21 protein-coding genes are annotated in these 21,432 nt (G+C 71.4%); 11 read left to right on the top strand and 10 right to left on the bottom strand.

Annotated features, from left to right (window positions below; genetic code table 11):
* Nucleotides 1-19: 19 nt before the first annotated feature.
* Nucleotides 20-1,519 carry a PLP-dependent aminotransferase family protein gene (locus ACIGXX_RS38340; protein ID WP_351168806.1) on the bottom strand — a complete coding sequence of 500 codons (1,500 nt, stop codon included), beginning with the start codon at nucleotides 1,517-1,519 and terminating at the stop codon, nucleotides 20-22.
* Nucleotides 1,520-1,618: 99 nt separating this feature from the next.
* On the opposite strand from ACIGXX_RS38340, the gene ACIGXX_RS38335 reads away from it, so the two are divergent.
* The 4 genes from ACIGXX_RS38335 (at nucleotide 1,619) to ACIGXX_RS38320 (ending at nucleotide 5,056) form a co-directional block, all read left to right on the top strand.
* Nucleotides 1,619-2,260, top strand: a complete 642-nt coding sequence (locus ACIGXX_RS38335; RefSeq protein ID WP_351168804.1) for a hypothetical protein — start codon at nucleotides 1,619-1,621, stop codon at nucleotides 2,258-2,260.
* A complete protein-coding gene (locus ACIGXX_RS38330) occupies nucleotides 2,257-3,024 on the top strand; it encodes a glycerophosphodiester phosphodiesterase (RefSeq protein ID WP_361463367.1) in 768 nt (255 codons plus the stop codon). The genes ACIGXX_RS38335 and ACIGXX_RS38330 overlap by 4 nt, the downstream gene beginning before the upstream one ends.
* A gap of 48 nt (nucleotides 3,025-3,072) precedes the next feature.
* Entirely contained in the window at nucleotides 3,073-4,425 is a 1,353-nt protein-coding gene (locus tag ACIGXX_RS38325; RefSeq protein WP_361463365.1) for an MFS transporter, read from the top strand.
* A gap of 256 nt (nucleotides 4,426-4,681) precedes the next feature.
* Nucleotides 4,682-5,056, top strand: coding sequence for an RNA polymerase-binding protein RbpA (locus ACIGXX_RS38320; RefSeq protein WP_249591189.1), 375 nt, complete (start codon nucleotides 4,682-4,684; stop codon nucleotides 5,054-5,056).
* Between the two features lie 112 nt (nucleotides 5,057-5,168).
* On the opposite strand, the gene fxsA is transcribed toward ACIGXX_RS38320, so the two are convergent.
* The 4 genes from fxsA to ACIGXX_RS38300 form a co-directional block, all read right to left on the bottom strand.
* Nucleotides 5,169-5,750: an FxsA family membrane protein gene (gene fxsA / locus ACIGXX_RS38315; protein WP_399982922.1), complete on the bottom strand. Its 582-nt coding sequence runs from the start codon at nucleotides 5,748-5,750 to the stop codon at nucleotides 5,169-5,171.
* Between the two features lie 98 nt (nucleotides 5,751-5,848).
* Nucleotides 5,849-6,721, bottom strand: a complete 873-nt coding sequence (locus tag ACIGXX_RS38310) for a polyprenol monophosphomannose synthase (RefSeq protein WP_399982917.1) — start codon at nucleotides 6,719-6,721, stop codon at nucleotides 5,849-5,851.
* A 489-nt stretch (nucleotides 6,722-7,210) separates the two neighbouring features.
* Nucleotides 7,211-8,854, bottom strand: a complete 1,644-nt coding sequence (locus ACIGXX_RS38305) for an amidohydrolase (protein ID WP_351168793.1) — start codon at nucleotides 8,852-8,854, stop codon at nucleotides 7,211-7,213.
* A 57-nt stretch (nucleotides 8,855-8,911) separates the two neighbouring features.
* Nucleotides 8,912-9,352, bottom strand: coding sequence for an Lrp/AsnC family transcriptional regulator (locus ACIGXX_RS38300; protein ID WP_030789227.1), 441 nt, complete (start codon nucleotides 9,350-9,352; stop codon nucleotides 8,912-8,914).
* A 199-nt stretch (nucleotides 9,353-9,551) separates the two neighbouring features.
* On the opposite strand from ACIGXX_RS38300, the gene ACIGXX_RS38295 reads away from it, so the two are divergent.
* Nucleotides 9,552-9,998 (top strand): hypothetical protein, encoded by a 447-nt coding sequence (locus ACIGXX_RS38295; RefSeq protein ID WP_383818321.1) that lies wholly within the window; start codon nucleotides 9,552-9,554, stop codon nucleotides 9,996-9,998.
* A 3-nt stretch (nucleotides 9,999-10,001) separates the two neighbouring features.
* Here ACIGXX_RS38295 and ACIGXX_RS38290 read toward each other — a convergent pair whose 3' ends face one another.
* The 3 genes from ACIGXX_RS38290 to ACIGXX_RS38280 all read right to left on the bottom strand — a co-directional run bounded on the left by ACIGXX_RS38290 (nucleotide 10,002) and on the right by ACIGXX_RS38280 (nucleotide 14,065).
* On the bottom strand, nucleotides 10,002-11,093 hold the full coding sequence (locus ACIGXX_RS38290; RefSeq protein WP_361463363.1) for a phosphotransferase family protein: 1,092 nt from the start codon (nucleotides 11,091-11,093) through the stop codon (nucleotides 10,002-10,004).
* Between the two features lie 63 nt (nucleotides 11,094-11,156).
* Nucleotides 11,157-12,284, bottom strand: coding sequence for a hypothetical protein (locus tag ACIGXX_RS38285; protein ID WP_351168787.1), 1,128 nt, complete (start codon nucleotides 12,282-12,284; stop codon nucleotides 11,157-11,159).
* A gap of 605 nt (nucleotides 12,285-12,889) precedes the next feature.
* Nucleotides 12,890-14,065 carry an acyl-CoA dehydrogenase family protein gene (locus ACIGXX_RS38280; RefSeq protein WP_351168785.1) on the bottom strand — a complete coding sequence of 392 codons (1,176 nt, stop codon included), beginning with the start codon at nucleotides 14,063-14,065 and terminating at the stop codon, nucleotides 12,890-12,892.
* Nucleotides 14,066-14,441: 376 nt separating this feature from the next.
* On the opposite strand from ACIGXX_RS38280, the gene ACIGXX_RS38275 reads away from it, so the two are divergent.
* Entirely contained in the window at nucleotides 14,442-15,698 is a 1,257-nt protein-coding gene (locus ACIGXX_RS38275) for a glycoside hydrolase family 18 protein (protein ID WP_399982910.1), read from the top strand.
* 84 nt (nucleotides 15,699-15,782) lie between these two features.
* Here ACIGXX_RS38275 and ACIGXX_RS38270 read toward each other — a convergent pair whose 3' ends face one another.
* Entirely contained in the window at nucleotides 15,783-16,445 is a 663-nt protein-coding gene (locus ACIGXX_RS38270) for a TetR/AcrR family transcriptional regulator (RefSeq protein ID WP_383818314.1), read from the bottom strand.
* Between the two features lie 131 nt (nucleotides 16,446-16,576).
* Here ACIGXX_RS38270 and ACIGXX_RS38265 point away from each other — a divergent pair, with 131 nt between their 5' ends.
* The 3 genes from ACIGXX_RS38265 to ACIGXX_RS38255 are packed head-to-tail and all read left to right on the top strand — an operon-like array spanning nucleotide 16,577 to nucleotide 19,103.
* A complete protein-coding gene (locus ACIGXX_RS38265; protein WP_351168779.1) occupies nucleotides 16,577-17,191 on the top strand; it encodes a DUF6230 family protein in 615 nt (204 codons plus the stop codon).
* The gene (locus tag ACIGXX_RS38260; RefSeq protein ID WP_399982905.1) at nucleotides 17,182-18,186 is read left to right on the top strand and encodes a DUF6114 domain-containing protein; all 1,005 of its coding nucleotides are present in this window, start codon (nucleotides 17,182-17,184) and stop codon (nucleotides 18,184-18,186) included. The genes ACIGXX_RS38265 and ACIGXX_RS38260 overlap by 10 nt, the downstream gene beginning before the upstream one ends.
* Nucleotides 18,183-19,103, top strand: coding sequence for a hypothetical protein (locus ACIGXX_RS38255; protein ID WP_351168777.1), 921 nt, complete (start codon nucleotides 18,183-18,185; stop codon nucleotides 19,101-19,103). Before ACIGXX_RS38260 ends, ACIGXX_RS38255 begins: the two co-directional genes overlap by 4 nt.
* Here the strand turns inward: ACIGXX_RS38255 and ACIGXX_RS38250 are convergent.
* Nucleotides 19,081-19,242, bottom strand: a complete 162-nt coding sequence (locus tag ACIGXX_RS38250; protein ID WP_366465019.1) for an SCO1431 family membrane protein — start codon at nucleotides 19,240-19,242, stop codon at nucleotides 19,081-19,083. The two genes, ACIGXX_RS38255 and ACIGXX_RS38250, sit on opposite strands and share 23 nt — an antisense overlap.
* Before the next feature lie 241 nt (nucleotides 19,243-19,483).
* Here ACIGXX_RS38250 and ACIGXX_RS38245 point away from each other — a divergent pair, with 241 nt between their 5' ends.
* Together ACIGXX_RS38245 and ACIGXX_RS38240 are read left to right on the top strand one after the other, a co-directional pair.
* Complete coding sequence (locus tag ACIGXX_RS38245) at nucleotides 19,484-20,965, top strand: M1 family metallopeptidase (RefSeq protein WP_361463353.1); 1,482 nt, start codon at nucleotides 19,484-19,486, stop codon at nucleotides 20,963-20,965.
* Nucleotides 20,966-21,072: 107 nt separating this feature from the next.
* Entirely contained in the window at nucleotides 21,073-21,246 is a 174-nt protein-coding gene (locus tag ACIGXX_RS38240; RefSeq protein WP_351168771.1) for a hypothetical protein, read from the top strand.
* Nucleotides 21,247-21,432: the final 186 nt, after the last annotated feature.

Here is a 21,432-nt window from a genome sequence, read left to right as displayed (position 1 = left end):
GCTCGGGCAGAGCCGGCCCTCAGGCCACGAACGCCCGCGGCGTGTCCATGCCCCCGCCCGCACCCGTCTCCACCAGACGCGCCGCGGCGGCAAGGCGCACCGCCGCCTCGTCCGCCACCGCGCCGCCCACGGTGAACGGCAGCCGCACATACCCCTCGAAGGCTCCGTCCACGCCGAAGCGCGGCCCGGACGGGACCCTGACCCCCACCCGCTCGCCCACCTCGGCGAGCCGGGAGCCGGAGAGACCTCCGGCGCGTGCCCACAGGGTGAGGCCGCCCGCCGGGACCGCGAACTCCCACTCGGGCAGCTCGCGGCGGACGGCGGCGACCAGGGCGTCGCGGTTCTCGCGCGCCTGGTCCCTGCGCACCTGCACGGCCGACTCCCAGCCGCCGGTGCTCAGGAGCCAGTTCACCGCCAGCTGTTCCAGGACGGGCGTGCCCAGGTCGGCGTAGGCGCGTGCCGAGATCAGGCTGCGGATCACGTCGGGCGCGGCCCGCACCCAGCCGATGCGCATGCCCGCCCAGAAGGCCTTGCTCGCCGAGCCGACGGTGATGACGGTGGAGCCCCCCGGATCGAAGCCGCAGACCGGGCGGGGCATCGCCACGTCGTCGTCGAGCCGCAGCTCGATCATGGTCTCGTCGACGACGAGGACCGTGCCCGCGGAGCGCGCCGCGTCCACGAGCTGACGCCGCCGGTCATCGTCGGCGAGCGCGCCCGTGGGGTTGTGGAAGTCCGCGACCACGTACGCGAGGCGGGGCGCGGCATCGCGCAGCACCTGCCGCCAGCGGTCCATGTCCCAGCCCTCGAGCCCCTCGGACATGGCGACGGGGACCAGCCGGGCGCCCGTCTCGCGCATGAGCTGGAGGATGTTGGCGTACGACGGGGACTCGACGGCGATGCGCTCACCGCGCGGCGCGAACAGGTGGCAGATCGCGTCGATGGCGCCCATCGCGCCGGTCGTGACCATGATCTGTTCGGGCATCGTCGGGATGCCGCGCGCGGTGTAGCGCTCGGCGAGCATCTGGCGCAGGGCGGGCAGACCGGCCGGGAAGTCCCCGTGCGTGTGCGCGTACGGAGGCAGTTCCTCCAGGGCCCCCTGGACGGCGCGGGTGAGCCAGGGCTCCGGCGCGGGCAGCGCCGCGCAGCCCAGGTCGATCATGGAGCCGAGGGCCTCGGGCGGAAGGGGTTCGAGCCCGCGCGCGGGCAGGGGGTTGCCGGCCGGGACGGCGGTCCAACTGCCCGCTCCCCTGCGGGACTCCAGGAAGCCTTCGGTGCGCAGCGCCTCGTACGCCGCGGCGACCGTGGTGCGGCTGACCGCGAGGGAGACCGCAAGCTCGCGCTCGGCGGGCAGCCGTGCGGCGACCGGGACGCGGCCCTCGAGGACGAGCATGCGGATACCGTCGGCGAGGGCGCGGTAGGCGGGCGGCCGGCGCGTGCCGGGGCCCGCGGGCCGTGTCTGCTGAGAGGTGAGCAGCCGGGCGAGCTGCGTGGCGCCCACCGCCGAAGTCCACTGAGCCATGATTCCCAGTCCACCTTCCTGGAATTGGCCATGGTTGGCATCCCTTTACGAGCCACAGAGTGTCATGCGTCAGGCCACTACCACCAGCAGGGGGCTCCCTTGTCCGTCACCCGTCGACTCATCCAGCTGTACGTCGGCCTGACGCTGTACGGCGCGAGCTCCGGGCTCCTGGTGGTGTCCGGCCTCGGCCTCGAACCGTGGAACGTGCTGCACCAGGGCCTGGCCGAACTGACGGGGATGTCCATCGGCGTCGTCTCCATCTTCATCGGTGCCGCGGTCCTTCTCCTGTGGATCCCGCTGCGCCAGCGCCCCGGCCTGGGCACGGTGTCCAACGTCTTCGTCGTCGGCCTGGCGATGGACGGCACCCTCGCCCTGATGCCGGACGCACACGGGCTCGGCGCCCGCATACCGCTCCTCGTGGCCGGGATCGTCCTGAACGGCGTGGCCACCGGGCTCTACATCGCGGCGAAGTTCGGCCCCGGCCCCCGGGACGGCCTGATGACGGGCCTTCACCAGCGCACAGGGCGCTCGATCCGGCTGATGCGGACGCTGGTCGAGGTGGCGGTGGTCGCCACCGGCTTCGCCTTCGGCGGCACGGTGGGCATCGGAACGGTCCTGTACGCGCTGGCGATCGGCCCGCTGGCCCAGTTCTTCCTGCGCTTCTTCGCCGTCCCCGCTCCATCCAAGGGAGGCGTCGTGGCTGCCGGCGGTCAACCGGAGCAGGCGATACTTCAGCGGTGACCACGCGCGTACGCCACCCCTACCTCGACCATCCCGGCCCGCTCCCCTTCGCCCACCGCGGCGGGGCGGCGGACGGCCTGGAGAACACCGCCGCCGCGTTCCGGCGCGCGGTCGGCCTGGGATACCGCTACATCGAGACGGATGTGCACGCCACGTCGGACGGCCGTCTCGTGGCCTTCCACGACGCGACGCTCGACCGGGTGACGGACACCGCCGGGCAGATCGCCGACCTCCCGTGGAGCGACGTCCGCCACGCGCGCGTAGCGGGCAGCGAACCGGTGCCCCTCTTCGAAGAGCTCCTGGAGTCCTTCCCCGACGTCCGCTGGAACGTGGACGTCAAGGCCGAGCCCGCGCTGCTCCCGCTCCTCGAGCTGCTGCGCCGCACCGGCGCCTGGGACCGCGTGTGCGTCGGCTCGTTCTCCGAGGCGCGCGTGGCCCGGGCCCAGCGGCTCGCGGGCCCGCGCCTGGCCACCTCTTTCGGCACGCGCGGCGCGGCGGGCCTGCGGCTCAGCTCGTACGGCATCCCCGCCCCCGTGCGGGGCTCCGCTGTGTGCGCCCAGGTGCCCGAGACGCATGCCGGCATCCGGGTGGTGGACCGCCGCTTCGTGCGCGCGGCCCACGCGCGCGGGCTGCAGGTGCACGTCTGGACGGTCAATGACGCCGAACGCATGGCCGCCCTTCTCGACCTCGGGGTGGATGGCATCATCACTGATCACATCGAGACGCTGCGCGAAGTGCTGAAGGACCGGGGAGCCTGGGCCTGACCGCCTCTGGGCGGCAGCGGACCACGGGGACCAGCGAGGGGGGCACGGGTGGGCACCGACACCGTGCGGGCAACGCCACCGGCCGACGAGAGCGCCGCCGAGCGGCGGCGCGAGCAGCGCGGCTGGTACGTCTACGACTGGGCGTGCTCGGTCTACTCGACCAGCGTCCTGACCGTGTTCCTCGGCCCGTACCTGACGGAGATCGCCAAGTCGGCCGCCGACGGGGACGGGTATGTGCACCCGCTGGGCATCCCGATCAGCGCCGGGTCCTTCTTCGCGTACGCGGTCTCGGCGTCGGTGATCGTGTCGGTCCTGGTCATGCCGGTCGCGGGCGCCGCCGCCGACCGCACGGGCCGCAAGAAGCCGCTGCTCGCGGTGGCCGCCTACCTGGGGGCCGCGGCGACGGCCGGCATGTTCTTCCTGGACGGCGACCGCTATCTCCTCGGCGGCTTCCTGCTGATCGTCGCCAACGCCTCGCTCGCCGTCTCGATGGTGCTCTACAACGCCTATCTGCCGCAGATCGCCCCTCCTCAGGAGCGTGACGCGGTCTCATCGCGCGGCTGGGCGTTCGGCTACGCGGCGGGCGCGCTCGTCCTGGTGGCGAATCTTGTCCTGTTCCTGGCCCATGACACCTTCGGGGTCTCGGAGTCGACGGCCGTGCGCATCTGCCTGGCGTCGGCGGGCGTGTGGTGGGGCGCCTTCACGCTCGTACCGCTGCGGCGGCTGCGCGACCGCAAGGTGCCGCCTTCGCCGGGATCGGCACGCGGCTGGCGGCAGCTGGCGTCGACGGTGCGCGACATGCGCCGCCACCCGCACACCCTGTCCTTCCTGCTCGCCTATCTCGTCTACAACGACGGCGTGCAGACGGTGATCTCCCAGGCGTCGGTCTACGGCTCCGAGGAGCTCGGCCTCGACCAGTCCACGCTGATCGTGGCGGTCCTGCTCGTACAGGTGCTCGCGGTGGCGGGAGCGCTCGCCATGGGGCGCCTCGCACGGACGTACGGCGCCAAGCGCACCATCCTCGGCTCGCTCGTCGCGTGGACGGTGACGATCGGCGCCGGGTTCTTCCTGCCCGCGGGCGCGCCGGTGTGGTTCTTCGTGCTCGCGGCGGGGATCGGCCTGGTGCTCGGGGGTTCGCAGGCGCTCTCGCGGTCCTTGTTCTCGCACCTGGTGCCCGCGGGCAAGGAGGCCGAGTACTTCTCCGCGTACGAGATCAGCGATCGCGGCATGGCCTGGCTCGGGCCGCTGATCTTCGGCCTGACGTACCAGCTCACGGGGAGCTACCGGGACGCGATCGTCTCGCTGGTGGCCTTCTTCGTGATCGGTTTCGTCCTGCTCGCACGGGTACCCGTGGGGCGTGCGATCCGCGACGCGGGAAATCCCGTACCCGACAGGATTTAGCAACTGAAGCCAAAGGGCGGTAGTGTACGCGTTTGGCTTACCAGGCGGACCGTTACTGCGCGCTCAAGATTGAGAAACGCAGGGTGACATCCTCTGTCAGATGTGACATACCGGGCGCTGGTGGGTACAACAAGGGGCGGCATACGACGGCGACGCATGACCCTTAACGGGAATCTTTACCGCCGACCGGACGTTGACCGGATGACGACGACAGCGACACCTGTCCTGTGGGCGACAAGCCCGGGAGGCACGATTCATGAGTGAGCGAGCTCTTCGCGGCACGCGCCTCGTGGTGACCAGCTACGAGACCGACCGCGGCATCGACTTGGCTCCGCGCCAGGCCGTGGAGTACGCATGCCAGAACGGACATCGATTTGAGATGCCGTTCTCGGTAGAGGCAGAAATCCCGCCGGAGTGGGAGTGCAAGGTCTGCGGGGTCCAGGCACTCCTTGTAGACGGCGACGGACCTGAGGAGAAGAAGGGTAAGCCTGCGCGTACGCACTGGGACATGCTCATGGAGCGCCGCACTCGAGAAGAACTCGAGGAGGTCCTGGAGGAGCGCCTCGCGGTTCTCCGTTCAGGAGCCATGAACATCGCGGTGCACCCGCGGGACAGCCGCAAGTCCGCCTGACGGCGAACTGAGGTACACCGCACAACACCGCATACGAAGGCCGGGGTCACTGCTGAGCAGTGACCCCGGCCTTCGTGCTGCCCTCGGCCGCCCGCGCGGGCGGCCGAGCCGCTCAGCGGGGCGGCAGCTGCGGATCGTCCGGGTGCGCGCCACGGGCCGGCCGCTCGTCGTCCCGGATGACCTCGCCCTGGACGACCCTGCCGTCCGGGCGGTGCATGCGCGCCTGCTGGAAGGCATTGCCCAGGCCACCGCCCTGGGTGGCCTCGCGGACCTTGCGCTCGAACGTCTTCTCCGCCCTGCGGCTGACCGCCTTCTGGACCGGCGGCACCAGCAGGAGCAGCCCCAGGACGTCGGAGATCAGCCCCGGCAGGATGATCAGGAGGCCGCCCAGCATCGTCAGGGCGTTGCCTCCGCCCCGCTCGGAGGGGTGCGGCGCCAGACCGCTCTGCTGCTGTTGCACCGCCTCGCTCAGCTCGCGGAAGGCGCGGCGTCCGGCGTGCTTGATGACCATGCCACCGAGCACGACACCGGCCACGAGCAGCAGGAACACCGTGAGCCCGCCCGCGGCGCCCGCCACCACGGTGAGCAGCCAGATCTCCAGGACCAGCCACGCGGCGATGCCGAGCGGCAGGAACCTGAGGACGCGGGAGCGCCGGGGCCGGGCGGGTCGGGTGGGCGGTACGCCAGTCGTCATGGCTCCAGTGTGCCTGGACACGGCTCAGACCGGCATAAGGGGGATGATCGGCAGGCGAACCGCCGGACGAGCGGTGATCAGGGGTTCTTACGGTCCTGCTAGTCCTTCTGATCCTTCTGGTCCTTCTGGTTCTGCTGGGGCTCCTGCGCCCCCTGGGGCCCCTGCGGTCCCTCGGCGTCCTTGCGGCCCAGCGCGCGGCCCACGCGGCCGACCCGCTCGCCCACGCCCCACGCCGTGACGCGCCACAGCGCCTCGGCGACGATGTCCTGGCTCATCTTGCTGTCGCCGTGCTCCCGCTCGACGAAGGTGATCGGCACCTCGACGACGTGATAGCCCGCCTTGATCGCCCGGCGCGCCAGGTCGACCTGGAAGCAGTAGCCCTGCGACGCGACCTCGTCGAGGCCGATGCCCTGGAGGGTCTCGCGGCGGAAGGCGCGGTAGCCGCCGGTGACGTCGCGGATCGGCACGTCGAGCATCAGCCGGGAGTACGTGCTGCCGCCGCGCGAGATGAGCTGGCGGTACTTGGGCCAGTTCACGATCCGCCCGCCCGGCACCCAGCGCGAGCCCAGGACGAGGTCGGCGCCCTTGAGCGCGGTGAGCAGCCGCGGCAGCTCCTCGGGCTGGTGGGAGCCGTCCGCGTCCATCTCCACGACCACGCCGTAGCCGTTGTCCAGGCCCCACTGGAAGCCCGCGAGATAGGCCGCGCCGAGGCCTTCCTTGCCCTTGCGGTGCAGTACGTGGACGTGGTCGTCGTCGACCGCGAGCTCGTCGGCGATCTTGCCGGTGCCGTCGGGGCTGTTGTCGTCGGCGACGAGGATGTGCGCCTCGGGCACGGCGACCCGGACACGGCCGACGATGGACTGGATGTTCTCCGCCTCGTTGTAGGTCGGAATGATCACCAAGGCCATGCCGAGCGGGCCGAACTGCCTCCCCTGGTCACCGGTTTCGGAGACCCCACCGCCGTCGTTCACTACTGCCCCTTCGTTCGTACGCAGAGGACCACCATAGTGGCCGCTTCCGTCGAGGCCACGGCGGCACGGGCAGTCGAGGGGAGTACTGCGGATCGGGGCCCGGCACCCTTCGGGCCGACCTGGGGCCCGCTGGCTGCGGGTCGACCGAGAGCCGTTGTCTACTGAGCGTCCGGGCCCCACCCGGGTCACACCTGCCGGCCCGGTGGAACGTTCCCTCGCATCCGCGGCGCGGGCGCTGGACCTGGCTCCCAGTGGTGGTGCGCCGGTGCGGCACACCACCCATGGCCCAGCGGCGTTCGACGGTTGCGTGGAGGTTCTCCGGTCGGACGTCCTGTGGTGGACCCGGCCGAACCTACCGGCCGACGGCCGCGTTCTGTCAATAGCCCTTTGACCTGGTTCTATTCCAAAGACAGCCAGGTCAGTGCCGAGGATACGCAGGTCGTGCGACGCGACAACGGGCCGCGATCGGCGGTACGCACCGCCGGGACATCACTCGTCCGGCCGTACGAAGACCGGCTTTCCGAAGACGACCGTACGCAGGCAGACGGGGAGTTCGACGCCCGGGCTCAGGTCGGGCAGACCGGGCGTGCCCGAGCGCGGGTCGGTCGACCAGCGCGCGACCCGGTCGTCGGGGGCCTGGACCACGAGATCCGCGGTGCGCCAGACGGCGTAGTCGGCCGGCGCACCGGGCACCAGGACGCCCGCGTCGTCCCGGCCGATGGCCCGCCAGCCGCCCCGGGTGTGGGCGGTGAACGCGGCGCGCACCGACACGCGGTGATCGAGGTTCTGGTGGAACGCGGCGGCGCGGACGGTGCCCCAGGGATCGAGCGGGGTGACCGGGCTGTCGGAGCCGAAGGCCAGCGGGACGCCGGTGCGCAGGAGGGCCGCGTACGGGTTGAGGGTGCGGGCCCGTTCGGCACCAAGACGCTGGGCGTACATGCCGTCCTCGCCGCCCCACAGGGCGTCGAAGGCGGGCTGCACGGAGGCGGTGAGGCCGAGTTCGGCGAAGGCGGCGATCGTCTCCGGGGTGAGCATCTCGGCGTGCTCGACGCGGTGCCTGGCGGCGCGCACGCGGGCCAGGCCGACCTTCTCCGCGGCGGCGCGGATGCCTTCGACGACGGCGCTCACCGCGGCGTCGCCGATGGCGTGGAAGCCCGCCTGGACCCCCGCCTCGGTGCAGGCGACGACGTGCGCGGCGACGGCGGGCGCGTCCAGATAGGCGGTGCCGGTGTGGCCGGAGTCGGCGTACGGCTCGTGCAGGCAGGCGGTGTGCGAGCCGAGGGCGCCGTCGACGAAGAGGTCGCCCGCGGCGCCGATGGCCCCCAGCTCCTTTGCACGGGCGACGCCTTCCTCACCCTGCTGCGCCCAGTAGCCGACGACGCGGGGACCGGCCTCCTCGGCGGCCAGGCGCAGCAGCCCTGTCAGGTCGTCCTCGCCGGAGATCTCGGGGCCCGCGCACTCGTGCACGGAGCCGATGCCGAGGGACGCGGCATGGCGCAGCGCGGCGCGCTGGGCTTCAGTGCGCTGCTGCGGGGTGAGCGCGCCGAGGGCGGCGGCGCGCACCGCGTGGTGGGCGTCGGCGGTCAGCGGCGCGTCCGCGTGGAAGCCCGTGCGCCCGGTGACGCCGGGGACGAGGTCGAGCAGCGCCGTGGAGACGACGGCCGAGTGGACGTCGATGCGCGAGAGGTAGAGGGGACGGCCGCCGGTGGCCTCGTCCAGTTCCGCGCGCGCGGGCGGACGGCCGTCCGCCCAGCGGGCGGCGTCCCAGCCGTGGCCGAGCAGGACCCGGTCGTGCGGCCTGGCGGCGGCGTGTTCGCGGACGAGAGCCAGCGCGTCGCCCAGCGAGCGGGCGCCCGTCAGGTCGAGGCCCGTCAGGGCGAGGCCGGTCGCCGTGGTGTGCACATGCGCATCGGTGAACGCCGGGGTCACGAGCGCCCCTTCGAGGTCGACGACCTCGTCCACGCCGTCGGCGAACGCGTCGGCCGCGCCCTCGGATCCCACCCAGGCGACGTGCCCGCGTTCGACGACCATGGCGGTGGCGAACGGATCGGCGGGGCTGTGGACGTCTCCGCCGCGCAGCAGCACGGTGCGGTGGCCTTCAGGGCCGTTCTGGGGGGTGGTGCTCTCGCTCATGGGACCAGTCTGACCCCTGGGGGTGCGGGCCCCGCGCAGGGGTCTCCCGCGGCAGGATCAGACCTGCGGGGGCCTGGCCTCGTACGGCGTGGAGAGCACGACCGTCGTGCGCGTGGAGACACCGGCGAGCGCGCGCAGGCGGCTGAGCAGGTGTTCGAGTTCCAGGGGGGTCGCGACGCGCACCTTGAGGATGTAGTTCTCGTCGCCCGCCACGCTGTGGCACGCCTCGATCTCCGGGACGCCCGCGAGGCGCTCGGCGATGTCGTCGGGCGCGCTGGGGTCGAACGGCTTCACCGAGATGAAGGCCGTGAGCGGCAGGCCGACGGCCTCCGGGTCCACGACCGCGGCGTAACCGCGGATGACACCGCGCTGCTCGAGCCGGCGCACCCGCTGGTGCACGGCCGATGTGGACAGGCCCGTGGCCTTGCCCAGGTCGGTGTAGCTCATCCGCCCGTCCTTGACGAGCAGCTGCACGATCTGTCGGTCCAGCTCCTCCATGCGCCGAACCTACAGGGCTCTTGATCCCTCCGGATACCTGTGGGCACGGGAGCTGCATCTTCTCCGGGCATGTGACGAACGCCACATACCTGTGACCGTGTCCAAAGGGATGCCACGATTACCTCTACGACGGGACGGGAAGTGCTTGCTGTGGTCGAGGCCGCAGCGCCTTCTCGGCCCACCCAAGGGGGAGAATCCCATGCAGAACGTGAAGCGCCCCGGTCGCCCTGCCCGCAGCAAGCAGCAGCGCTCCGATGAATCCATGTCCGCGCCCGTATCGGAGGGCGTCGAACCGTCGGACGCGACCGACGCGGAGTTCGACGCGTACGACACCTTCGAGATGTACCGGGTGACGTGCCCCGACTGCGCGCAGCCGATCGCGCTCCTGGCGGACGAGGACGTCCTGCCCGAGCACGCGCTGTGCGCCACCCGGTGGAACCCGTTCGGGCTCACGGTGTGCCCGGGCACGGGCCGCTCCGCCGCCGAGGCGGAGCCCGCGGACGAGACGATGGAGGCTCAGGAGCAGGACACCGCCCTGCTCCTGACGCTCCCTCAAGGACTTGACTGGCGGACGCAGCCCTTCTCGCACGTCGCGGGACCGCGCCCGCGCCGCGCCCCGGAGCAGGACGGGCGCTCCGCGGCCTGACGCCTACCAGTAGCTGTCCTGCACCATGGCCGCCAGGCTGGCGTGGTGCAGGATCAGCGTGTCCGGATCGTCGGGGACCGCGGCCTCGCCGAAGTGCACCTGGCGGTAGGCGACGCGCAGCATGACGACGGCGTGCCGCAGCGCCGCGTACAGCGTGTGGAAGTCCATGGACCGCGGTGTGTGGCCGGTGAGTTGGGCGTAGCGCTCCTCGATCCGCTCGCGGCGCAGGAAGCCGGGCAGGCCGTCCTGCCCGAAGCTCACCGTCAGGTCCTGGAAGAAGCGGTGCAGATAGACCGTCCAGCCGAGGTCGACCTCGCGGGGCGCGAGCGCCGCCATCTCCCAGTCCAGTACGGCGGCTGGCTCGAAGCCGTCGTAGATGATGTTCCCGATGCGCGCGTCGCCCCAGTTGAGGACGGTCTCGCCCTCGTCGTGCGGCCACCACTCCTCGAGCCGGTCGAAGGCGCTCTCGATGAGTGGCGAGCGGGGCAGTCCGTCGACCACCCAGTGGTAGTAGGCGCGTTGGGCCTCGACGTGGCGGCGCAGCGGGCTGCCTTCGCCGGGCAGGGCCAGGAACTCGGCCTCCGCGACGGGCACTTGGTCGTGGAGGTGGGCGATCAGACGGATCGAGGCCTCCTCCAGGTGTGCGCGCTCGGCGTCGCTCGCGGAGTGCAGCCAATTCCCCTCGTACGTATAGGGCATGACGTCCGGCGGCACGCGCCCCTCGACCCGCTCCATGACGAAGAAGGGCGCGCCGAGCGGCCCCGGGTCCTCCTCCAGCCACAGCACGCGCGGCACGGGCAGGTCGGTGTGTTCGGCGACGAGCCGCATGGTGCGGTGCTGGCGCGGCAGATCGTAGACCGGGAAGATCGTGTACGCGGCCGGGTCCGCCGCCACGCGCAACGCGCACGCCTTCAGGGGTGGTTGCGGGTGCTCGATGTCGAAGAGCAGGGTCTCGCTCGACATGCCGTTGGACTCGGGGACCCGTACGCCGGTGGCCTTGGCGCCGGGCAGGCGCGCGCCCAGCCAGGCCGTGAGCCTGCGGGCGAGCTCCTCCGGGTCGCGGGTGGTGGTGCGGGGGCGTGGTGCTGTCGCCATCGCTGAGCTCCTCTCAAGGGGCTGCGGGCCTCGAAAAACCACGGATCTCAGGGGTTGCGGGCCTCAGGGGGCCACGGAGTCGAAGCCGGTGAAGCCGCTCGGGTCGTGGCGGCCGAAGCTGCCGTGCTCGAAGATGCCGTACCCCGTGCGCCCGTCGAGGGTGAAGCGTGCGGCGTGGTCGATGACTCCGTACGCGGCCCGGGGGTGCGCCGCCGGGTCCGAGAGGTCGTAGGCGCGGCGGTCGGTCCAGCCGCGCCCCTGCCAGGTGCCGTGCTGCCAGTCGTCCGCGGGCGGGTAGCCGGCGCCCACGGCCAGCGGCAGAGAGGCGAGGACCTCGACGCCCAGTTCCAGGGGCTTGCGGCCGTCGGGGTCGGTGAGGTGGACGACGGCGCGCTCGGGGTGGCGGGTGCCGGAGCGGTAGGTGATGTCGGCCTGGGGCCAACCGAGTTGGCGGTCGCGCATCCCGGGCCGTACGAGCGTGGCCTCGTTGAGGGTGCGGTAGCCGTCCGCGTCCTCCTGGGAGATGACCATCAGGAAGCGGTCCTCGAAGCGCACCGGGCTCCAGATCCAGTGGAAGCCCTCGGTGCCGAACTCCTCCTCCAGGCGCCCGCGTTCCTCGCCGGGGATCGGCCGCACGCCCCAGCTGCGGTCACGGGTCGCGGTCCACTCCCCCGCCGTCACCGGTATGTCCTCGCCGCCGACGCGGATCATCCCGGTACAGCCGCCCGCCTGGACGAAGCGGCGCCCTTCGAGGGAGAGCCGGTCGCCGCGCCGCTGGATGTGGTGCGGCTCCCAGAGCGCGGGGAAGGAGGCGCTCCACGTGATGTCGTACGAGAGGGAGCCGGGGTCGTCCGGATCGGCGGCGCACCGCAGGCGCAGCCGCCGCAGCGGTTCTTCGACGGTGATGGTCAGCGGGCCGACGGAGAGGTCCATCCGGTCGTCGCCGAGCGCGTCCGAAGCGCGTACGGCGTGGAGCGTATCTCCTCTGCGCAAAGTGGCGTAGGCGTCGATGACACCGACGTTCGGGTAGACGCCGAGGCCGAGGATGAGGAGCGCGCGGCCCTCGTGGTCGAAGAGGTGGAAGATGCAGCGGTCGTAGGCGTTGCGGTCGCCCGTCGCGACCTGCTTCATGGACAGCGGCACCTGATGGATCGGGTACTCGTCGAGCGGGACGGGACGGTCGTCTGCCACGTCAAACCTCCCTGGGCGCACGGCAGTTGGCTGGCGCCGGGCTCGGGCCGGTGCCCCGGCGCGGAGTTGACGGTACGTCAGAGGACGTGACGGAGCCAGACACGTGTCAGTCCGCGTTCGCGGAGGCGTGGAACCGCACGGATCACCCGGCCGCGGGGCCTCACGCGGCGGGTCCCGGACCGGCGCTCGGGCCGGGCGTGAACTGACACTCGAATCCGATGGGCGGTGACCTGTGCCCGGCGGGGCGCGTTGGCCGGGCATGACCACCCCCACGCCGATGCCCATGGCGTACCCGCCGACCGGCCGCCGCAGGCGCACCCTCCTGACGGCTCCCCCGCCCTCCGCAGAATCGGTTCCCCCGCACCCTCAGCCGCCGCACCCTCAGCCGCCGCGCCCGCAACCGCCGCGCCCCCAGCCGCCCCGTCCGCAGCCGCCGCGCCCCCAGCCGCCCCAGCAGCCTCCGCAGCCCCAGCCGCCGCACCTGCAGGATCCGCCGATCTACCGCGCCCTCATCCGGAACTGGGCCGAGCGGGGCAAGACCCTGCCGGGGCGCCACGACCCGGAGTGGGTGCGGCTCGCGGCGCCGCCGGTCAGGCTCGGGCAGTTCAGCGCGAGTCGGGACCCGCGAGGTGACGGGCGATGACCATCCGCTGGATCTGATTGGTGCCCTCGACGATCTGGAGCACCTTGGCCTCGCGCATGAAACGCTCCACGGGGAAGTCCGCGGTGTAGCCATAGCCGCCGAGCACCTGCACGGCGTCCGTCGTGACCTTCATCGCGGCGTCCGTGCACAGCAGTTTGGCCATGGCCGCCTGCTTGGAGAACGGCCTGCCCGCGTCGCGCAGCCGTGCCGCGGCCAGATAGAGCGCACGGCCCGCCTCGATCTGCGTCGCCATGTCCGCGAGCATGAACCGAAGGCCCTGGAAGTCCGCGATCGGCCGGCCGAACTGGCGCCGCTCGGTGGCGTATCGAAGCGCCTCGTCGAGCGCCGCTTGGGCCACGCCGATGGCGCAGGCCGCGATGCCGAGCCGCCCCGAGTCGAGCGCGGAGAGCGCGATCGCGAAGCCCTGGCCCTCCTCGCCGATGCGGCGGGCGTCGGACACCCGTACCCCGTCGAAGTTGATCTGGGCGGTGGGTGAGCCCTTCATGCCCATCTTCTTCTCGGGCAGCGCCGCGTGCAGGCCCTCGGCGTCACCCGGCACCAGGAACGCGGAGATGCCGCGGGCGCCTTCGCCGCCGGTGCGGGCGAGGACGGTGTAGAAGTCGGCGACGCCGCCGTGCGTGATCCACGCCTTCGTTCCGGTGATCACCCACTCGTCGCCCTCCCGCACGGCCTTCGTCCGCAGGGACGCGGCGTCCGAGCCGGACGCCGGCTCGGAGAGGCAGTACGCCCCGAGCAGTCCGCCGCCGAGCATCGCGGGGAGGTGCTCGGCCTGCTGTTCCTTGGTGCCGTACCCCGCGAGCGCGTGGCAGGACAGGGAGTGGACGCTGACGCCGAGGCCGACGGTGAGCCGGGCGGCGGCGAGCTCTTCCAGGACCTGGAGATAGACCTCGTACGGCTGGTCGCCGCCGCCGAACGCGGAGGCGTACGGAAGGCCGAGCAGCCCCGACTCGGAGAGGAGGGTGAAGACCTCGCGCGGGAAGTGCCCGGCGTCCTCCTCCTCGGCCGCGCGGGGAGCTATCTCCCGCTGGACGATGTCCCGGACGAGCGAGAGCAGATCCCGCGCCTCGTCCGTGGGCAACTGACGGTCCACCGACTGCTGCAAGGCTTGCTCAGGCATGGCGATCGCATCCTCCCTTTCGGCACTGCGGCGGACCCGCGGGGTAGTGCGGCGCCACCGTGTCTCACGGCCCGGCCGGTGGCGCCCTTCCGGGTCGCGGAAGGTGCTGTGACCAGCGGCTCTGGCGCGTTGAGTATGCCCGATCGAGGGCGGCCAGTCACTAGTTAACGACCGCTTACTCAAAAGATAACCGACGGCCGCAAGAGGGGCTCGGGATTGGTCCGAACCATTGACCCCACTGGTCTAGTCCTCCTAGAGTCCAGCCGAGCGCCTTTCCGCGTTCATGCCAATTCAAGTTTCACTGATGTCTTTCGGCATTCGCAGGTCAAAAGCACCATGTCCCCCCATGCGCCCTCTCCCCCCACGAGGAGAAACGATGCTCAGACCGCACCTCCCCCGCGCCCCCTTCCGGGCGCTCATCGCCACCGCGTGTTGTGCCGTGCTCGGCGGAGGACTGCTCGCCGGCGCGGGCACCGCCGCCGCCGGTCCGGACACCGGGTCGCAGCAGGCCGCGAGCTCCAAGGCCGTGGCCGGTTCCAAGGTCGTCGGATACTTCACCGAGTGGGGTGTCTACGACCGGAACTACCACGTCAAGAACATCGAGACGTCCGGCTCCGCCGACAAGCTCACGCACATCAACTACGCCTTCGGCAACGTCCAGGGCGGCAAGTGCACGACGGGCGACGCCTACGCGGCGACCGACAAGGCCTACACCGCCGACCAGTCCGTCGACGGCGTCGCCGACACCTGGGACCAGGACCTGCGCGGCAACTTCAACCAGCTGCGCAAGCTCAAGAAGCTCCACCCCGACCTCAAGGTCCTGTGGTCCTTCGGCGGCTGGACCTGGTCCGGCGGCTTCACGGAGGCCGCCAAGAACCCGGCCGCCTTCGCCCAGTCCTGCTACAACCTGGTCGAGAACTCCAAGTGGGCCGACGTCTTCGACGGCATCGACATCGACTGGGAGTACCCCAACGCCTGCGGGCTGACCTGTGACACCAGCGGGCGCGCGGCGTACAAGGACCTGATGTCCGCGGTGCGTTCGAAGTTCGGCTCCGACAACCTCGTCACCGCGGCCATCCCCGCCGACGCCGAGGAGGGCGGCAAGATCGACGCCGCCGACTACGCGGGCGCGGCCCAGTACGTCGACTGGTACAACCCGATGACGTACGACTACTTCGGCGCCTGGGAGGCGAAGGGCCCGACCGCCCCGCACTCGCCGCTCAAGACGTACGACGGCGCGCCCAAGGCCAACTGGAACACCGACGCCACGATCAAGAAGCTCCAGGGTCTGGGCGTCCCCTCCGACAAACTGCTGCTCGGCATCGGCTTCTACGGCCGCGGCTGGACGGGCGTCACGCAGAAGGAGCCCGGTGGCACCGCGACCGGGGCCGCCGCGGGCAAGTACGAGGCGGGCATCGACGACTACAAGGAACTGAAGACCAAGTGCCCGGCCAACGGCACGGTCGGCGGGACCGCGTACGCGCACTGCGGGACCAACTGGTGGAGCTATGACACCCCGGCCACCATCGCGGGGAAGATGGACTACAAGAACCAGGCCGGTCTGGGCGGCACCTTCTTCTGGGAGCTCAGCGGCGACACGGCGGACGGCGAGCTGATCAAGGCCATCAACTGACCAAGGTGGGCGACTGATCTGCCGCACGGCGGAAGGGGGGCGGGAGCCGGTCGGCTCCCGCCCCTTCCTCGTGTCCTCGTGTCCTCATGGCCGCGGCGGCGCGGGGAAGGACGGCTCGAACTCCTCGATGACGCGCAGGGTGTCACCCAGCGTCCGCACGAGCAGGTCGCAGACCGTCTCGCGCTCCAGGCCCCGCTGGCCGATCCAGTCGAGCGTGACGCCCTCGACGCTGCACAGCCAGCCGAGCAGCGCCGTGCGCGCCAGCTCCGGGATGTCGCGGCGGCCGTACGCCCCGTCGGCGATCGCCCCGATCAGGGCCTCGCGCACGCCGTCGCGTATGGCGTGCACCTCGGCGTCGAAGCCGACGCCGCCGCTGATGATCGTGCGGTACGCCGCCTGGTGGTGCTCGGCGTAGCGCAGATAGCCGTCGATGGTGCTGTGCACCCGCTCCACGGGCGGCAGGTCGTCGTGGCGTCCGGCGCGCGCGACCAGTTCCGCGACCGAGTCCTCGATGATCGCGAGGTAGTAGCCGCGCTTGGACTTGAAGTAGTAGTAGATCAGCCCCTTGGCGACGCATGCCTGCTTGGCGATGTCGTCCATCGAGAGCGCGTCGTAGGACGTGTCGGCGAACAACTTCCGCCCGATGGTGATGAGTTCGGCGCGACGCGCCACCGAACGGTCCGTGCCGCGCGCCTGCGGGCGAGCGTCCACGGGACGGTCGATGCCGCGCTGTTGACTATTATTCAATTTCGGCCCTAGTCTCCAACTGCCTCGGGATGCGCAGTATGGCAGAAGCACGCCACCTGCCGTTCTGCGTCCGAAGGCGCTCTCTCACGCACTCCCCCTACGCACGTGGACGACGTACGGGAGGAAGACTCATGAGCGCAGCGCGTACCCCTTTGCGCGAGGGCAGAACCTCCTGGAAGAAGACGGCCGTCGTGGCCCTGCCGGCCGTCCTGGCCGTCGGCGCGATGGCCTCCGTGATGGCCGAGGGGGCGCTCGCCGCCTCCTTCGCCGTCTCGGGCACCAGCTTCCAGGTGTCATCCGGCAAGCTCACCAGCGAGGGCCTGTCCTCCTACGTACAGACCGACCGGGACATCGACGGCAAGGGGCACCCGGTGGCGCTCCTCGGGATCGGTGACGCGACCCTCTCCGACATCTGCCAGGCCGCCGAGGTCAAGACCCCGGTGGGCACCGTGGTGTTCAAGCTGACCGCGGGCGGCTCGGCGGGCGAGGTCACCGCGAGCAATCTCATCATCGACGGCGAGGACCTGGAGGGCGATGCCCGCTTCGGCACCGCCGAGATCGGCCGGGACGCCTCGACCCTCGACGAGGTGTCCGGAATCAAGGGCGAGAAGGGGAAGTTCGGACTGCAGGCCGGGGACATCACCGTCTCCGGGGTGAAGTCCCACGCCTGGTCGGCGACCGGCGGGAACTTCCGGCTCAAGGGCATGAAGCTCGATGTGAGCGTCGGCGGCAAGAAGTGCTTCTGACCGGCGGCCGCAGAGCCGGAGTCAGAGCGTGGGGCAGGGACGGCGGCGGATGGCTCGACGAGCGCCTTCCGCTGCCGGAGGCCCGCCGGGTACTGCGCCGCTGGCGGCGCACCCGGCCCTTCTGGGGCGGGCTGCTCCTGGTCATCGGCGGCGCCGAGCTGCTCCTCGTGCCGCTGTCGCCGCTGACCGTCCTGGTCAGCCTGGGACTGGGCGGGCTCGCCGCGATCGGCATCGGGCTCGCCCTGATCGCCGCCGGGATCTTCCTGTGGCTCCTGCCGCACGCCCACCACTACGTGAGCGTCAACGCGCTGATCCTGTCGGTGCTTTCGTTCGCGGCCACGAATCTCGGCGGGTTCCTGGTGGGCATGGCGCTTGGCATCGTGGGCAGCGCGATGGGCTTCGGCTGGACGCCGGTGCCCGAGGACGCCGAAGAGGACGCGGAGCGGCCCAAGGTGCGGGACGGGCAGGGCACGCGGACGCTCGGCGTGCTGCTTCCGGTGCTCGTCGTCGGGGCGACGCTGTGGGGCGGCACTCCGGCCAAGGCGGCGCCCGACGCGGCGATCAGGGCGGCGCCCGGCGACGCGATCGTGGCGGCGCGGACTCCGCCGACGGTCACCACCACGCTCTTCTCGCCGCAGGGCTTCATCCTGGCCGGTGTGCGCGAGATCCCCACGGCCGACGGGCCGTTGAAGGTCATGGAGCTGCGGATGAAGGCCGCTTCTCTCACCGACTACCGGCTCACGACGCGCGACGGCGACCGTGAACTCGCCCTGGGCGCCGACACCTTGGACCTCAGCGGCTCGGTAACGCTCTATCTGACCAAGTTCAAGGGCTGCCTGGAGGGGCTGCTCTGTCTGACCTTCACACCGGACAAGCTGCCGGTGCCGCCGGTGGTGCCGCCGTTCGTCTTCATGACCGACGTGGAGGCGGAACAGGCCCTGGTCACGTCGGACTTGATCGTCGCGGGCGGGCTCACCCTGAAGGCATCGGCATGATCCAGATCCAGGCCGCCCTCTTCTGGGCGTACGCGATCGGCGCGACGTTCGCCCTCTCGGCGGGACGGCAGCTGCAGGTCTGGGAGCGGATCAACGCGGGCGAGGGACCGCGCACGCGCAGCCGCGCCGCCAATCCGTATCTGGCGCTCACGGTGCTGTTCGCGGCGGTCCTGCTGGTGCCGACGGGACTGTTCCTGCTCTGGCAGAACCCCGCGTGGGCGACGATGCACGTCGCGGACGGGCACGAGGGGGTGTGGGCGGGGTTCGTGCTCTTCTACGCGGGCGGGGTCCCCGTCGCCGCCGTCATCGGGTTCCTGGTGGCACAGGGGCTCGTCCTGGTGGGGGCGGGCTACTGGGCCTATCTCCAGTGCGTGGGCGGGTACTTCCTGCTCTTCGGGACGCTGGTGCACGGCTGGGACGGCAGGGGGTACGAGCGGTTCCTCTCCCCCGGCGCACGGGACTTCGCCCGCTGGCGGCAGGACAGCGTGGTCAACCACGTACTGGACTTCCTGACGTCCGGGACGTTCCTCGCGCTGCTGATCTTCGGCGCGGCCGTGATCGGCACGATGCTCCTGACGGAGATCGGCTGGCTGATGGAGGGCTGGTCGCTGCCCGGCGCGGACGAGGACCGCAAGGTCCACCGGTTCCTGGCGATCGCCATCGCGGCGGCCGGGGTCTACGGCCTGCCGTTCGTCGGCGCGCTGGTCGCGAGCGTCCTCGTCCGCCTCCTGGGCGGCTGGATCGGCCTGCCGCTGTTCGCGGTCCTTGCGGGGCTCACGCTGCTGTCGCGGCGCTCGCCGGTGCGCCGGCTCTACGACCTGGTGGGAGTGGTGCACCGGCACTGGCGCGCGGACCTCGACACCGGCGGGGACACCGGCCGCGAGGAGACCGGGGTCACATCAGACCGGTCTGCGTGACGAGCATCGCGAGGACGACGACGAGCGTCCAGCCAAGGACGTGCTCGAGCACCTTCGGGCCGTCTTCCTTGGGGCCGCCGGTGCGCGTGGTGGCTCGGGGCTGTGCGGCGGCGGTGGCAGTGGCGGTGGCAGCGGTCATGGCATCACTCGATACGTATGCGTCACGCCTCTCGACGCGACGTCCGGCAGCGGACTCCCCCCACTGACCCGTCCACCTTGCCATCGGATCCGGCCTTCTCGGGCGAGAGCTTGGTCACTCAAACGCCGTATCCCGCACAACTCGGGCCGAGTGCCGTGCGTCTCACTATCAGCGACGGGGCACACCCCCAGGCGCACCCCTGTCGACTCGTCCGCGCAACCATCCGACCGAAAGGTTTCCGATGAGCACGTACCGGACGTCACGCCGCAGAGCGCGGCTCGCCCTCGCGGCCGCCGTCACCGTGACGGCGGCCCTCACCGGCACGGCGTCACAGGCCGCGCCGTCCGCAGTCGGGGCACCCTCGCCCGGCGCACCCGGCCTGGGCGACCCGATGTTCCCACTGGACGGGAACGGCGGGTACCGGGTCGACCGCTACACCCTGGACTTCGACTGGCAGGCCCCGCGGACCCCGTTCGAGGCGACGGCGACGATCAAGGCCACGGCCACCCAGTCGCTCTCCCGGTTCAACCTGGACTTCGGGGGCAACACCCTGCGCGGCGTGAAGGTCGACGGCTCGGCCGCGCGCACGTCCCGCGCCGGGGACGAGCTGACGGTCACGCCCAAGTCCCCCATCGCCAAGGGCCGTACGTTCACGGCCAAGGTCACGTACACCGCCGACCCGACGCAGACGCGGCACCGCGACGACGCCATCGAGGACTACGGCTGGATTCCCACCGCCGACGGCACGGTGGTCTACCCCCAGCCGAACGGCGCCCGGCTGATCTTCCCGGCCAACGACCACCCCAGCCAGCGGGCGCCGGTCACCTTCCGCATCACCACGCCCAAGGACCTGACGGCGGTCGCGAACGGCAAGCTGGTCGAGCGCGCGGAGCGCCCGGGTGACCGGGTGCGCTGGACGTACGACTCCGAGCAGCCGCTGTCCACGCAGCTGGTGCAGCTGGCGGTCGGCAAGTTCAAGCTGGTCGACGGTGAGGGTCCGGGCGGTCTGCCGCTGCGGGACGTCGTCCCGGACGCGCTGGTCGAACCGACGGCGGAGTACCGCAAGCTCACTCCCGACCACCTCGCCTGGCTCCAGGAGAAGCTCGGCCCCTACCCCTTCAACCGCTACGGCCTGCTGGTCGGCGACACGGACCTGGCCGTCGCCCTGGAGACCCAGACGCTCTCGCTCATCCCGAAGGCCGACCTCCTGGGCACGAAGGTCGACGCCGAGCGGAACATGGTGCACGAGCTGACGCACCAGTGGTTCGGCGACAGCGTCGCCCTCAAGAGCTGGTCCGACCTGTGGGTGAGCGAGGGGCACGCCCGCTTCTACGAGCGGATGTACTCCGAGGAGCACGGCGGCGACAGCTTCGAGGCCGCCATGAAGACGGCCTACGCGGCGCACGACCAGTGGCGCCACGACTTCGGCGCCCCCGCCGAGCCGACGGAGCCGAACCTCTTCAAGCGCATGCGCTACGACGGCTCGGCACTGGTCCTGTACGCACTGCGGGAGCAGGTCGGCGACGCGACGTTCCAGAAGATCGAGCGGGCGTGGGTGAGCGGCTTCCGCGGGAAGACGGCGAGCACCCAGCAGTTCATCGACCTGGCGTCGAAGGTCGCCGGCGAGGACCTGGAGGGCTTCCTGCGACCGTGGCTGTACGGCCCGAAGACACCGCCGATGCCGGGCCATCCGGACTGGGTGGTGAATCCGGTCCAGGGCTGAGCCGTCTGGCGGCGGCGTTCGTGTGAAGAACGCCGCCGGGCGCTTGTACGACAGGATCAACGGCCGATCCGTGGTTACGGTGGGCCTCCGTCGAGCTGGGAGGTCTCATGTCGGACCACGAGCAGGAGCGGAAGCGACCCGAGTTGCTGGGCACGGAGATGCGGGAGGCGACGTTGCCGGACGGCACGCAGGCGGTGATCGTCGTGAAGGCCGGCACGTCCCAGGCCGAGGTGGACGAGAAGGCGGCCCGGATGCGGCGGGGCACACCCGAGGCGAAGTAGCCCGATCCGGACGAAGGCCCCTCCCGCGCGCGTGGGAGGGGCCTTCGCCGTTCTGTCACAGCCCGGGCACTGGTCCCGGGGGTGGGGCCATCGCTGATGATCGGATCAGCCCCGTCGGTTACGATCCCGTGAGTCTCGCTGAGGGCTGGGACGGATGGTGCGGGTGGCACGCCTTCTCCCCTCCCG

This window comes from Streptomyces sp. NPDC055243 (genome assembly GCF_044544025.1).
Taxonomy (GTDB): Bacteria; Actinomycetota; Actinomycetes; order Streptomycetales; family Streptomycetaceae; genus Streptomyces.
This window is presented reverse-complemented; position numbering and strand designations above follow the sequence as displayed.